Consider the following 13,627-nt stretch of genomic DNA (forward strand, 5'->3'; position numbering starts at 1 on the left):
GAAGGCGGGAGCCTCCTTGGCCCCCGCGCTCAACATTTCACAGGCGTCCACATTCAGCGAACGATACCGCGTCGCGGCCACCGATCACGACGTGATCGAGCGTGCGCACGTCGACGATGCCGAGCGCGGCCCTCAGCGCGTGCGTCAGGTGCTCGTCGGCCTTCGAGGGCTCGGCGGTGCCGCTGGGGTGGTTGTGCGCCAGGATCACCGCGGCCGCGTTCACTTCGAGCGCACGGCGCACCAGTTCGCGGGGATAGACCGAGGTCTGCGACAGCGTGCCCACCGATGCCGCCTCGAAGGCGATCAGCCGATGCTGGCTGTCGAGGTACAGCACCGCGAAGACCTCGCGATCGAGGTCGGCCAAGTGCAGGCGCAGGAAGTCGCGCACCTCGTTCGGCGCGTCGAACGCGGCGCCCGGTGTGCGCAACCGGGCGTCAAGGATCGCCAGCGCGGCGGCGATCACGGCGTCCTCATGCCGGCGCAGCTCGCCGGCCACCGCTGCGGCGGGCGCGGGGGCGCGCGTGGCGGCGTTGTCTTTCGCGCCACGGCGGCGCCCGGACACGGGCTCACGGATCACCAGGCGATGCGGGTCGGGCGCCGGCCGGGTGGCGAAGCTCGCCGGGGCGATCGGCGGCGCGGCGGTCGGTGCGAGCAAGAGGTGTGTGTGAGGTGTTCTCACTGTGTTGTTCCTCCCCTCACAAGGTACTGCCCCCACATTGCCCCCACTTCGCCCCCACTCTGCCCCCACACGGTCAATCGGCCAGATCGCCAGCATTGGCGCGGCTTTGCGGGCTCTCGGCGCACCCTGCCCCCACTGCCCCACAGAAAACCGTCGCCGTACTTCACGCGCCCCCCTTCTTCGCCTTCGCGGCGCCGATGGGGACCACGTTGCCGCCGCGGGCGCCGTCGAGGTAGTCGGCCCACCATTGCATCAGGCGGCGCCGGTCGGCCAGGTACTCCGATCGGTGATAGGCGGCGCGGACCTTGTTGCGCTCGCGGTGCGCGAGCTGGCGCTCGATCGCATCGCGGTCGTGCCCGCACTCGTTCGCCACGGTCGAGAAGAGGGCGCGGAAGCCGTGCGCCGTGGCGTAGCCCTTGAAGCCCATCCGCGCGAGCGCCGAGTTCAGCGTGTTCTCGCTCAGCATCGCCCGCGGGCTGTATGGGCTCGGAAAGACCAGCTCGCGGCCTGCGCTCAGTTCGGCCTGTGCCTTCAGCACCGCCAGGGCTTGCCGGGCGAGCGGCACCGTGTGCGGGGTACGCATCTTCATTGCCTCGGCGGGAATGCGAGCCTCCGCGGCCGCTTCGTCGATCCACGCCCACCGCAGCGCCCGCAACTCGCCAGGGCGAAGCGCGGTCAGCGTCAACAGCCGTAGGGCGTTCGCCGTCGTCGGGTCGCCTTCGTACCGCGCCAGGCGGTCGAGATAGTCGGGCAAGTCCCTATCCGACAGCGCCAGGCGGTGCGCCACGGCGCGGGGCTTCAGCAGCTCGCCGGGCTTCAGATCGAGCATCGGGTTCGTCTCGATCAGCTCGCGGGCGAGTGCGTAGCGGTACACCGCCTTAATGCGCTGTAGCACCCGCTCGGCAACCTCCGGGGCGCCGCGCGTCTCGATCGTGCGCACCAGCGCGGCCACGTCGCGGGGCCTGATCTTCGCCAGGGGGCGGGCGCCGAGCTTCGGAAACACGTCGGCCTCGAACGTGAGGCGGATTCGCTCGGCGTGCCCCGGCGTCCATACGCCCGACTGGTGCCCGATCCACTCGCGGGCCACCGCCTCGAAGTGCGTCGCGACTTCGTGCGCGGCCTGCGCCTTCGCCGCCTTCTTCAGCTCGCCGGGGTCGTCGCCACGATCGAGCGTGCGCCGCGCGGCGTCGCGCTTCTCGCGGGCGTCCTTCAGGCTCACCTCGGGGTAGACCCCGAAGGCGAGGCGCTTCTCCTTCCCGCCGTAGCGGTACTTCATCCGCCAGTACCGCCCGCCGGTCGGCGTCAATTCGAGGTACAACCCGCCGCCGTCGAAGTGCCGGCCGGGGGTCGTCAGGGTGCGCAGCTTGGCATCGGAGAGCTTCACGTATCATGCCTTCGCCCCGATCGTGGGGGCACTTTCGGGGGCACATCGTAGCGCCCGACTTCGAAAACCTAGCCGACTCAGTACCTTAGCCGCAGAGTGCGTGTCCGGCCCCGGCACCACCGAGGGCACCGACCGCCGTCACGCGACCCACTCGCGTGCGGCCGGCTGCTTCCGCAGCACCAGTTTTCCGATGCCGCCCATCCCCCCCGTCACCAAGACCCTGCTGCTGACCTGCGTGGCGATCTTCTTTGCCGGCATGCTGCTGCCCGGCGTGTTCGGGCCGTTCGAGGCACTGCTCGCGCTGTGGCCGCTGCAAAGCGGACGCTTCATGCCCTGGCAGGTCGTCACCTACGGATTCCTGCACGGCGACATGACGCACCTGCTGTTCAACATGCTCGGCCTGTGGATGTTCGGCAGCGAGATCGAGCGGCTGTGGGGTCAGCGACGGTACCTGCAGTTCCTGCTGGCCAGCCTGCTGACCGCGGCGGCCGCGCAGCTCGCCGTGACCTTCCTGATGGGCTCGCCCTACCCCACGGTCGGCGCGTCCGGCGCGCTGTACGGGCTGCTGCTGGCCTTCGGCATGCTGTTCCCGAACCGCACCATCGTGCCGCTGTTCCCGCCGATCCCGATGAAGGCGCGCACCTTCGTGATCGTGTTCGGCGCGCTCGAGTTCGTGCTCGGGCTGACCGGGCGCAGTGGCGTGGCGCACTTCGCGCACCTCGGCGGCATGCTCGGCGGCTTCCTGATGATCCGCTACTGGCGCGGCCAGCCGCCGTTCGGGCGGGCGCGCCGGCGCTGACACCGGCAGCCCTCCGCCACGGGCATCCCGCCGGCCGGCAATGCCCCTGGGCTGACCAGGGTCGCCGCGGTGTCGCATGCTGTGCGCATCGTGCACAAGCGGGTGCAGGCGATGGCAGGCTGGTCCGATCCGGGGCTTCGCGGGGTGCGCCTAGCCCTGCTGGCGTGTTGTCTGGCGCTGTCGGGGCTGACCGCCGCCGACGACGGGCGCCGCACCCGGCCGGCGTTCGACGAGGCCACCACGCGCGCGCTCGAACGCGCGGCGCGCGCCACCGTGGGGGTGCGCGCCACCGCCGTCGACGACGCGCGCTCGGTGGCCACGCTGGGGCGGCAGCGCGAGGGCTCGGGCGTGGTCATCGACGCCGACGGGCTGGTGCTCACCATCGGCTACGTGGTGCTCGAGGCCGAGCAGGTGCGCATCGAGGTCGAACCCGGGCGCGAGGTGCCGGCGCGCGTCGTCGCCTACGACCTGGCCACCGGCTTCGGGCTGCTGCGCCCGCTGGTGCCGCTGCGCGTCGAGCCGGCGCCGCTGGCCGGCGCGCGCGCCGCCACCGACGACGCGCTGATGGTGACCACCGGCGGCAGCGACGCGGTGGTCGGCGTCGCGCGGCTGATGTCGCAGCGGCCCTTCTCCGGCTACTGGGAGTACCACATCGAACACGCGCTGTTCACCGCGCCGCCGCTGCCGCGCCACAGCGGCGCCGGGCTGTTCAACCTGAAGGGCGAGCTGCTGGGCATCGGCTCGCTGGCGGTGGCCGACACGCTGCCGGCCGACGACCCGCGCAGCACGCCGGGCAACATGTTCGTGCCGGTCGAGCTGCTTCGCCCGGTGCTCGACGAACTGCTGGCGCGCGGCACCTCGGCGCCCAGCCGCCGCGCCTGGCTGGGGCTGAACTGCGTCGAGCAGCGCGGCCAGGTGCGCGTCGTGCGCGTCAGCGAGGACAGCCCCGCCGAGGCCGGCGGCGTGCGCGTCGGCGACCGCATCGTGCGCATCGACGGCGCCGACGTGAGCACTCTCGACACGCTGTGGAAGGCGCTGTGGACCGGCGGCGGCCCCGAGCGCGAGGTGCGACTCGAGGTGCGCCGCGGCGACGACACGCACACGCTGCGGCTGCAAAGCGTCGACCGCCAGTCGACGCTGCGCCGCGCGCGGGGCATCTGAAACGCCGGCGCGTCGCTCAGCAATCGCTCGGCGGACGCGCCAGCGCCTCGGCCACCGTCGGGTAGCGCAGCCGCACGCGCAGTTCGCGCTTCAGGCGCCGGTTGTCGAGCCGGCGCGACTCGGACAGGAAGCTCATCTGCATCGGCGACAGCCGTGCCGCGGCCTCGGCGCGCGACAGGCGGGGCGCACGCGGCAGGCCGGTGAGGTCGGCGACGAGGTCGAAGTGCTCGCCCATGCGCGACTCGGCGTCGTCGCAGACGTGGTACACGCGCTGCGGCGCGCCGCGGTGCAGTGCGGCGACGCAGGCGCGCGCGAGGTCGTCGGCGTGCACGTGGTTGGTGTAGACGTCGTCGTCGGGCGCCAGCAGCGGCGCGCCTCGGCGCACGCGATCGCGCGGATCCCCGCCGTCGCGGTCGAGGGCGTAGATGCCCGGGATGCGCAGCACGCTGACGGTCGCGCCGGCGGCACGGCCGAACCAGCGCACACGGGCCTCGGCGTCGACGCGCCGGCGCGCGCGGTCGGTGGCGGGGCGCGGTGGGCGCGTCTCGTCGAATCGCGCGCCGCCGCAGTCGCCGTACACGCCGGTGGTGCTCGCGTACACCAGCCTGCGCACGCGGCCACCGCGCCGCAGCGCGCGCAGCAGCCGCACGGTGCGCGCGTCGGACGCGCCGCCGGCGGCCGGCGGCGCCAGGTGCAGCACCGTGTCGGCCAGGGCGCCGAGCCGCCCGAGCGACACGGCGTCGTCGAGGTCGCCGACCAGCGGCACCGCGCCCGCGGTGCGCAGCGCGTCGCGCCGCGACGGCGTCGAGGTCAGCGCCAGCACACGCCAGCGCCCGCGCAGCAGCCGCAGCACGCGCAGGCCGACGTCGCCGCAGCCGACGATCAGCAGCGTCGGGCGGCGGCACGGGCGGGGCGGGGTCATCGGTGTGGCGGACGGTGGGCCGCAGGGCAGCGGGCACAATCGCGCTTTCGCCCTGTCTGGCGGCGGCGCAGTGTAAGTGCCGCTGGCCCTGCCCGCCCATGACCTTCAAAGTAACGATCCAGCCGGCCGGCGCCGCGTTCGACGTGGCCCGCGACGAAGCCATCCTGCCTGCGGCGATTCGCGCCGGCGTCGGTCTGCCCTACGGCTGCCGCGACGGTGCCTGCGGATCGTGCAAGAGCCGGCTGCTCGAAGGACGCGTGATTCACGGCGCGCACCAGCTGAAGGCGCTGTCGGTGGCCGAGGAGGAGGCCGGCTTCATCCTGACCTGTTGCGCGACGCCGCAGACCGACTGCGTCGTCGAGGCGCGCAGCGTGCCCGGCGCCGGCGAGTTCCCTGTGCAGAAGATGCCCGCGCGCGTGCAGCGCATCGAGCGCCCGGCACCCGACGTGGCCATCGTCACGCTGCAGTTGCCGGCCAACGTCGCATTCAAGTACCGCGCCGGACAGTACCTCGAGTTCATCCTGCGCGACGGCGCGCGGCGCAGCTACAGCATGGCCAACGCGCCGCACACGCTGCAGCAGCAACCGGCGGTCGAACTGCACATCCGCCACATGCCCGGCGGCAGGTTCACCGATCACGTGTTCGGCGCGATGAAGGAGAAGGAGATCCTGCGCGTCGAGGGCCCGTTCGGCAGCTTCTTCCTGCGCGAGGACAGCGACAAGCCGATCGTGCTGCTGGCCAGCGGCACCGGCTTCGCGCCGATCAAGGCCATCGTCGAGCACATGAGGATGAAGGGCATCGACCGCCCCGCGGTGCTGTACTGGGGCTGCCGCAGCGGCGCCGACCTGTACCTGCACGAGTGGGCGCTGCAGGCCGCGGCCGCGATGCCGAACCTGACCTACGTGCCGGTGCTGTCGGAGCCGCGTGCCGACGACGCCTGGAGCGGGCGCACCGGCTTCGTGCACGAGGCCGTGATGGCCGACCTGCCCGACCTGTCGGGTCATCAGGTCTACGCCTGCGGCGCGCCGGTGATGGTCGAGGCAGCGCAGCGCGACTTCGTCGCGCGCTGCGGCCTGCCCGGCGACGAGTTCTACGCCGACAGCTTCACGTCGGAAGCCGAGAAGCACGGCGCGTAGCGTCGCGGCGCTGCACCCCGAAATCGGACACGGGAGCCCGCAGGCTCCCGTGGTCAGGCACTGGCCAGGAGTCCGGCTACTTCTTCTTGATCTCCTTCGACGCCGGCGTCGTGCCGCCATCGACGCCGAGCCGCCCGCCCGTGCCCAGGCCGCCGCGCACGGTCTGCGCCCGGTAGTTGCGCAGCGCCTGCACCATCTGGTTGTACGAGTCGGCGAACGCGGTGACGATCACCTTGCCCTGCGGCGTGTTCGCGTAGCCACCCCCGCCGCCGGCGAGCCCGCCGGCGAACGCGGCGCCAAAGAAGCCGAAGTCGAAGTTCTTCGCGCTGCCCTCGGCCGCCGAGATCTGAACGCCCGAACGGTTGTCGATCAGCAGCAGCGTCGTCGACGCCTCGTTGGTGCCCATGTTGCCGGCCACGGCGCCGAGCAGCCCCAGGCGACCGCCGAGGAATCCGCCGACGTTGCCGGTCTTGCCCGAGAACTGGATGCTCGGGCTCATCGTGTAGTCGGCCGCCACCATCTGGCCCTGGCCGAAGTTGCTGCCGGCGCGCATCTCGCCACTTTGCTGCAACTGACGCTCGGTCATCATGTTGCGCATCGCGCCGCCGCGCTCGACGATCACGAAGCAGTTGCTCTGCTGGATCATCAGCCGCAGCACCGGGATCGTCGAGCCGAGCTGGTACTGGCGCAGCTGGTAGTACCAGGGGGCGTTGACGTCTTCCTGCAGCGCCAGCGTACCCAGCGTCTCGTCGCACTTCACGAGCTGCTTGTTCTCGCCTTCGGCCGACGCGCCGCCGGCCGCGCCGGTGACCGTGCCCTTGGACTCGCCCATCTTCGGCGCGGTGGCCACGCAGCCGCCCAGCGCCAGCGCCGCCGCAACCGCCAGCGCGACGCGCGACCACGGACCCTTCATGTTGTTCATCTCGATCCTCCACGATGTCCCGCCGCCCCGCCCGCCGGACCGGCAACCCGAGGATCCTAGAGTAAGCGCCGTTCACACGCCGTCACCAGCCCCCCCTCGAACAAGGGATGGTCGACGCACAGACTCCTCACTCGCCCAGGTAAGCGGCGCGCACGCGCGGGTCGGCGAGCAGCGCCTTCGCGTCGCCGGCCATCGTGACCTCGCCCGAGTCCATCACGTAGCCGCGGTCGGCCAGCTGCAGCGCGCGGCTGGCGTTCTGCTCGACCAGCAGGATCGTCGTGCCCTGCGCGTGGATGTCGGCGACGACCTCGAAGATCTTGTCGACCATGATCGGCGACAACCCCATCGACGGCTCGTCCATCAGCAGCACCTTGGGCCGCGCCATCAGCGCGCGGCCCATCGCCAGCATCTGCTGCTCGCCGCCGCTCATCGTGCCGGCCAGTTGGCGCGCGCGCTCCTTCAGCCGCGGGAAGATCGAGAACACCTTGTCGATGTCGGCGTCGATGTGGGCGTCGCGGCGCACGAAGGCGCCCATCTGCAGGTTCTCGGTGATCGTCATGCGCGTGAACGTGCCGCGCCCCTCGGGCACCATCACCAGCCCCTGCTTGACGAGGTCCCACGCCCCCTGGCCGCGGATGCTGCGGCCGAGGTACTCGATGTCGCCGGCGGCCACCGGCTGCGTGCCGGTGATCGCCTTGAGCGTCGTCGTCTTGCCGGCGCCGTTGGCGCCGATCAGGCTCACCAGCTCGCCCTCGTGCACCTCGAAGTCGATGCCCTTGACCGCCTGGATGCCGCCGTAGGCCACCTTCAGGCCGGTCACCTTCAACATCGTCGTACTCATTGCCGCTCCAAGGCGATGCTGTCCGAGCGGACGCCGCGGCACCGGCTCTGCCGGCCCGCGGGCGTCGCCCCCTCGAGGGGAAGCGCCGCAGGCGCTTCGGGGGTGGTCAATGTCCTCCGGCGCCGAGGTAGGCCTCGATCACCTTCTCGTCCCTCTGCACGTCGGCCGGCGTGCCCTCGGCGATCTGCTTGCCGTAGTCGAGCACGGTGACGCGGTCGCACAGCCCCATCACCAGCTTCACGTCGTGCTCGATCAGCAGGATCGTGCGCCCGTCGTTGCGGATGCGGTCGATCAGCTCGCGCAGCACGACCTTCTCGGTGGCGTTCATGCCGGCGGCGGGCTCGTCGAGCGCGATCAGCTTCGGGTCGGTGGCCAGCGCGCGCGCGATCTCGAGCCGGCGCTGGTCGCCGTAGCTGAGCGTGCGCGCGCGGTACTCGGCGTAGCGGCCGATGCCCACGTAGTCGAGCAGCTCGCGCGCGCGCTCGGCGATCGCCCGCTCCTCGGCGCGAAAGCGTGCGGTGCGCAACACCGCGCCGACCACGCCCGAGCGCGTGCGCACGTGGCGTCCGACCATCACGTTCTCCAGCGCGGTCATCTCGGCGAACAGGCGGATGTTCTGGAACGTGCGCGCGATGCCGGCCTTCGCCACCTCGTGCACCGCGGTCGGCACGTAGGGCTCGCCGCCGAGCCGGAAGCTGCCGCTGTCGGGCGTGTACAGCCCGGTGAGCACGTTGAAGAAGGTCGTCTTGCCGGCGCCGTTGGGCCCGATCAGCCCGTAGACCTGGCCGGGCAGGATGCGGATGCCGACGTCGGACAGCGCCTGCAGGCCGCCGAAGCGCTTGGACACGCCGCTGACTTCGAGCACGGGGGTCGTCATCGCCGCGCCCTCACTTCACCGTCACCTGCGTCGGCGCCGCCTTGCCGTGCTCGCGCGGCGGCCACAGCCCGCGCGGGCGCATCAGCATGATGACGATCATCGCCAGCGCGATCATCAGCTGGCGCAGGATCGCCGCGTCGAGGCGGCCGCCGGTCATGTCCTGCAGCGGGCCGGCGACGTAGCGCAGCACCTCGGGCAGCGCCGCGAGCAGCACCGCGCCGAGGATCACGCCGGGGATGTGGCCGAGCCCGCCGAGCACGACCATCGCGACGATCATGATCGACTCCATCAGGCTGAACGACTCGGGCGAGACGAAACCCTGGAACGCCGCGAACATCGCGCCCGAGACGCCACCGAACACCGCACCCATCGCGAACGCCAGCAGCTTCATGTTGCGCACGTTGATGCCCATCGCCTTGGCGGCGATCTCGTCCTCGCGGATCGCCATCCACGCGCGGCCGATGCGCGACAGCTCGAGCCGGTGGCAGATCACGACGCTGGCGACGACCAGCAGCAGGAACAGGTAGTAGTACAGCGTCACCGACGGGATGCGGAAGTCGCCGATGTCGATCGCGCGGCCGAAGTCGAAGCCGAACAGGCGCATCGAGTCGATGCGGTCGAGCCCGCGCGGCCCGTTGGTGATGTTCACCGGGTGCTCGAGGTTGTTCATGAACACGCGGATGATCTCGCCGAAACCCAGCGTGACGATCGCCAGGTAGTCGCCGCGCAGCCGCAGCACCGGCGTGCCGAGGATCACGCCGGCGATCGCCGCGAGCAGCGCCGCCAGCGGCACGACGATCCAGATCGGCGTGTGCAGCCCGTTCGGGAACACGGCGGCGATCCACTCGAAGGTCTCGAACAGGTGCGGGCTGGCCATCAGCGCGAACATGTACGCGCCCACCGCGTAGAACGCGACGAAGCCCAGGTCGAGCAGCCCGGCGTAGCCGACGACGATGTTCAGCCCGAGCGCGAGCATCACGTACAGCAGCGCGATGGCCATGATGCGCACCCAGCCGGCGCCGAACTGCTGCGCGATCAGCGGCAGCACGATCAACGCCGCGGCGGCCAGCAGGAACAGGATCAGCTTGTTCTTCACGGCGCCTCCGTCACGCGCGGTCGGCGACGCGCTCGCCGAGCAGGCCCTGCGGGCGCAGCGTCAGCACCAGCACCAGCGCGATGAAGGCGAAGATGTCGGCGTAGTGGCTGCCCAGCACGCCGCCGGTCAGCGCGCCGAGGTAGCCGGCACCCAGCGCCTCGACGAGGCCGAGCAGCAGCGCGCCGACCACCGCGCCGGCGAGGTTGCCGATGCCGCCGAGCACCGCCGCCGTGAACGCCTTCAGGCCGGGCAGGAAGCCCATCGAGTGCTGCACGGTGCCGTAGTTGGCCGCCCACATCACGCCGGCCACCGCGGCCAGCGACGCGCCGATGATGAACGTCGCCGAGATCACCATGTCGGGGCGCACGCCCATCAGCGCGGCCACGCGCGGGTTCTCGGCGGTCGCGCGCATCGCGCGCCCGAGCCGCGTGCGGTTGACGATGAACATCAGCACCGCGAGGATCACCGCGGTGGCCGTCAGGATGATGATCTGCGTGACGCTGATCACCGGCCCGCCGAGGTCGATCGGCTCGGTGGGCAGCAGCAGAGGGTACGGCTTCGGGTTGGGCTTCCAGATGATCATCGCCAGCGTCTGCAGCAGCAGGCTCATGCCCATCGCGGTGATCAGCGGCGCCAGCCGCGGCGCGTTGCGCAGCGGCCGGTAGGCGACCTTCTCGATCGTGAAGTTCAGCGTCGCGCAGATCACGATCGCGCACACCAGCGAGATCAGCAGGATCAGCCAGCCGGGCAGCCCGCTCGCGGCGAGCAGCGTGGCCACGGTCCAGCTCGTCAGCGCGCCAACCATCAGCACGTCGCCGTGCGCGAAGTTGATCAGGCCGATGATGCCGTAGACCATCGTGTAGCCCAGTGCGACGAGCGCGTACATGCTGCCCAGCACCAGACCGTTGATGATCTGCTGAAAGAAGATGTCCATCGAGGGGTCTCCCATGGTTGCCCGCAGACGGCGCGGCGACACCCCTCGGGAGCCGGCACGGTCGTCGTCTCCCCGTGGCTAGCAAGAACCCGGCCGCACCGTCGACGCGCGCGGTGCCGGGGGCAGACCGGCGGCGATTGTAGGGGCCGCCTCGAGGTGCCGCGCGAGGGCTTTCCCCTGCGCCGCGTCGCAACGAGGCGTGCGCGTCCGTCGTCGAGTCGCCCCGGCGTCGGCCGCTCGTGCCCCGCCCGCTGCGGACTGGGACACTGCCGCGCGCGACATGGCGATGGCGGCGGTGGCAGCAGCGGCGCCGGGCGGTGCCGACTGCGGCGACTGTGGCGACTGCGGCGACGATCGTTTGCTGCGGATCGCACACCGCTATGCCACACCGATCCGCACGGCAACGGCGCGCGTGTTCACGTCGCTGCACACCACCGACGTTGGCAGCCGCGCCGAAGACCGGCCAAGTGCAACGGCATGCGCGGCCGCGTCAGCCGTCGCCGCGGGCGCCGGCGTTGCGCGCGCGCAGTTCGGCGAGGCGTTCGGCGATGCGGATCTCGAGCCCGCGTGCCACCGGGCGGTAGAACTCGACGTCGGGCATGCCGTCGGGCAGGTAGCGTTCGCCGGCGGCGACGCCGTCGGGCTCGTCGTGCGCGTAGCGGTAGCCGCGCCCGTAGTCGAGGTCCTTCATCAGCCGCGTCGGCGCATTGCGCAGCCGCAGCGGCACCGGCCGCGTGCCGTCGCGGCGCACGAAGTCGCGCGCCTCGTTCCACGCGTGGTAGACGGCGTTCGACTTCGGCGCCATCGCCAGGTACACCACCGCCTCGGCCAGCGCCAGCTCGCCCTCGGGTGAACCGAGACGCTCGTAGACCTCGGCGGCGTCCAGCGACAGTCGCAGCGCGCGCGGGTCGGCCAGGCCGATGTCCTCGCTGGCCATGCGCAGCAGCCGGCGCGCGACGTAGCGCGGGTCGACCCCGCCGTCGAGCATGCGCACCAGCCAGTACAGCGCCGCGTCGGGGTCGGAGCCGCGCACCGCCTTGTGCAGTGCCGAGATGGTGTCGTAGAAGACCTCGCCGCCCTTGTCGTAGCGGCGCAGCAACTCGCCCAGTGCGGTCTCGAGCATTGCCTCGTCGAGCACGGCGACCTTGCCGGCCGAGTGCACTAGGTTCTCCACCGCGTTGAGCAGCCGGCGCGCGTCGCCGTCGGCGTAGGCGATCAGCCGCTCGCGCGCCGCATCGGACAGCGGCGGCGCGTCGAGCGCGGTGCGCGCACGTTCGAGCAGCTGCGCCAGCTCGTCGGGCGACAGCGGATGCAGCACGTGCACCGTGGCGCGCGACAGCAGCGCCGAGTTGACCTCGAACGACGGGTTCTCGGTGGTCGCGCCGACGAAGGTGAACAGCCCCGCCTCGACGTGCGGCAGGAACGCATCCTGCTGCGCCTTGTTGAAGCGGTGCACCTCGTCGACGAAGACGATGCTGCGCCGCCCGGCGGCGCGCGCCGCCTGCGCGCGATCGACCGCCTCGCGGATGTCCTTGACGCCGCCGAGCACCGCCGCGATGACGATGAACTCGGCGTTCGCGATGCCCGCCAGCAGTCGCGCCAGCGTGGTCTTGCCCACCCCCGGCGGGCCCCACAGGATCATCGAGTGCGGCCGTCCGCTCTCGAAGGCCACGCGCAGCGGCTTGCCCGGCGCCAGCAGGTGCGCCTGCCCGATCACCTCGTCGAGCGTGCGCGGGCGCAGCCGTTCGGCCAGCGGTGCGTCGGCGCCCGGCCTCGCGGCGGCGGGCGCCGCATCGTCGAACAGCGATCCGGTGGGCGCGCTCACCGCGGCACAGGCGCTACTGCGTCAGCAGCTCGGCGCCGGCCGGCAGCGTGAAGCGGAAGGTCTCGGCCGGCAGCTCGACGCCCTGCTCGACCTCGCTGAAGCGCAGCACCGAGGTCTGGCCGAAGCCGTCGACGATCTCGACCGCCGCGAGCTGCTTGCCGGCGAAGCCCACGCGCAGCAGCTCGAAGCCGGCGTCGGCGCGCCGCGGCTTCGCCTGTGCCCACGCCAGGCCGTCGCGCGCCGGCAGCGCCGACAGCTCGAAGTCGCGCTCGAGCGTGGTGCCGGTCAGCAGCGCCGCCGGCGTCGCGCCGAGCGCCTGCGACATCGGCCGCACGCTGGCCTGCTGCAGGTCGGGGTCGTAGATCCACACCTTCTGCCCGTCGCCGACGATCAGCTGCTCGAACGGCTTGGCGTACGCGAAGCGGAAGCGGTCCGGGCGCGCGAACTCGAAGCGCCCGCCCGAGGTGCGCGCGCGCTTGCCGTCCGGCGACGTCACGGTCTGTGTGAACGCGGCGCGCCCGGTCTTGACCTCGCGCACGAACTCGCGCAGCGTGTCGACGGCGTCGGCGCGCGCCGCCGCGCAGGCCAGCAGCAGGCCGGCCATCAGGCCCACGCGGCGCAGCCGGCCCCGGCGGGCCGTGGCCACGGCGCCGCCGGGGGGCGGCGGCATGGCCGCATCGGGCGGGAGCCTACTCATCGCGCTTGGGCACGAGGATCTCGCGGTTGCCGTTGCTCGCCATCGCCGACACCAGACCGCTGTTCTCCATCTGCTCGAGCAGCCGCGCGGCGCGGTTGTAGCCGATGCGCAGGTGGCGCTGCACCAGCGAGATCGACGCGCGCTTGTGCTGCAGCACGATCGCCACCGCCTGGTCGTACATCGGGTCGGCCTCGCCGCTGCCGGCGTCGCCGCCTGCCGCGCCGCCGGCGTCGTCGTCGAGCACGCCGCCTTCGAGCAGCCCCTCGACGTAGTTCGGCTCGCCCTGGCTCTTCAGGTACTCGACCACGCGGTGCACCTCGTCGTCGCTGACGAAGGCGCCGTGCACGCGCACCG

14 protein-coding genes are annotated in these 13,627 nt (G+C 71.9%); 3 read left to right on the top strand and 11 right to left on the bottom strand.

What is annotated here, in order from left to right; genetic code table 11:
* Nucleotides 1–37 precede the first annotated feature (37 nt).
* Together radC and PKC53_RS17235 are read right to left on the bottom strand one after the other, a co-directional pair.
* The gene (gene radC, locus PKC53_RS17230; protein ID WP_324430856.1) at nt 38–775 is read right to left on the bottom strand and encodes a DNA repair protein RadC; all 738 of its coding nucleotides are present in this window, start codon (nt 773–775) and stop codon (nt 38–40) included.
* A gap of 67 nt (nt 776–842) precedes the next feature.
* Nucleotides 843–2,063 (bottom strand): integrase arm-type DNA-binding domain-containing protein, encoded by a 1,221-nt coding sequence (locus PKC53_RS17235; protein WP_324430858.1) that lies wholly within the window; start codon nt 2,061–2,063, stop codon nt 843–845.
* 190 nt (nt 2,064–2,253) lie between these two features.
* Between PKC53_RS17235 and PKC53_RS17240 the strand changes: the two genes are divergently transcribed.
* Nucleotides 2,254–2,862: a rhomboid family intramembrane serine protease gene (locus PKC53_RS17240; protein ID WP_324430860.1), complete on the top strand. Its 609-nt coding sequence runs from the start codon at nt 2,254–2,256 to the stop codon at nt 2,860–2,862.
* Nucleotides 2,863–2,931: 69 nt separating this feature from the next.
* The gene (locus PKC53_RS17245; RefSeq protein WP_324430862.1) at nt 2,932–4,023 is read left to right on the top strand and encodes a S1C family serine protease; all 1,092 of its coding nucleotides are present in this window, start codon (nt 2,932–2,934) and stop codon (nt 4,021–4,023) included.
* Between the two features lie 16 nt (nt 4,024–4,039).
* On the opposite strand, the gene PKC53_RS17250 is transcribed toward PKC53_RS17245, so the two are convergent.
* On the bottom strand, nt 4,040–4,945 hold the full coding sequence (locus PKC53_RS17250) for an NAD-dependent epimerase/dehydratase family protein (RefSeq protein WP_324430864.1): 906 nt from the start codon (nt 4,943–4,945) through the stop codon (nt 4,040–4,042).
* A gap of 98 nt (nt 4,946–5,043) precedes the next feature.
* On the opposite strand from PKC53_RS17250, the gene PKC53_RS17255 reads away from it, so the two are divergent.
* Nucleotides 5,044–6,081, top strand: a complete 1,038-nt coding sequence (locus PKC53_RS17255) for a CDP-6-deoxy-delta-3,4-glucoseen reductase (protein ID WP_324430866.1) — start codon at nt 5,044–5,046, stop codon at nt 6,079–6,081.
* 76 nt (nt 6,082–6,157) lie between these two features.
* Here PKC53_RS17255 and PKC53_RS17260 read toward each other — a convergent pair whose 3' ends face one another.
* From PKC53_RS17260 to PKC53_RS17295, 8 genes are all read right to left on the bottom strand, one after another.
* Complete coding sequence (locus PKC53_RS17260) at nt 6,158–7,003, bottom strand: CsgG/HfaB family protein (protein WP_324430868.1); 846 nt, start codon at nt 7,001–7,003, stop codon at nt 6,158–6,160.
* A gap of 127 nt (nt 7,004–7,130) precedes the next feature.
* Entirely contained in the window at nt 7,131–7,844 is a 714-nt protein-coding gene (locus PKC53_RS17265) for an ABC transporter ATP-binding protein (protein WP_324430870.1), read from the bottom strand.
* A gap of 106 nt (nt 7,845–7,950) precedes the next feature.
* Entirely contained in the window at nt 7,951–8,721 is a 771-nt protein-coding gene (locus PKC53_RS17270) for an ABC transporter ATP-binding protein (protein ID WP_324430871.1), read from the bottom strand.
* Between the two features lie 10 nt (nt 8,722–8,731).
* Entirely contained in the window at nt 8,732–9,817 is a 1,086-nt protein-coding gene (locus tag PKC53_RS17275) for an ABC transporter ATP-binding protein (protein ID WP_324430873.1), read from the bottom strand.
* Nucleotides 9,818–9,827: 10 nt separating this feature from the next.
* Complete coding sequence (locus PKC53_RS17280; protein WP_324430875.1) at nt 9,828–10,751, bottom strand: branched-chain amino acid ABC transporter permease; 924 nt, start codon at nt 10,749–10,751, stop codon at nt 9,828–9,830.
* Nucleotides 10,752–11,241: 490 nt separating this feature from the next.
* The gene (locus PKC53_RS17285; RefSeq protein WP_324430881.1) at nt 11,242–12,555 is read right to left on the bottom strand and encodes a replication-associated recombination protein A; all 1,314 of its coding nucleotides are present in this window, start codon (nt 12,553–12,555) and stop codon (nt 11,242–11,244) included.
* Nucleotides 12,556–12,589: 34 nt separating this feature from the next.
* Nucleotides 12,590–13,246 carry an outer membrane lipoprotein chaperone LolA gene (gene lolA / locus PKC53_RS17290; RefSeq protein ID WP_324430877.1) on the bottom strand — a complete coding sequence of 219 codons (657 nt, stop codon included), beginning with the start codon at nt 13,244–13,246 and terminating at the stop codon, nt 12,590–12,592.
* A 19-nt stretch (nt 13,247–13,265) separates the two neighbouring features.
* A partial coding sequence (locus tag PKC53_RS17295) for a DNA translocase FtsK (RefSeq protein ID WP_324430879.1) occupies nt 13,266–13,627 on the bottom strand: 362 nt, incomplete at its 5' end.

This window comes from Azohydromonas sp., from assembly GCF_035325925.1.
Lineage (GTDB): Bacteria > Pseudomonadota > Gammaproteobacteria > Burkholderiales > Burkholderiaceae_C > Calidifontimicrobium.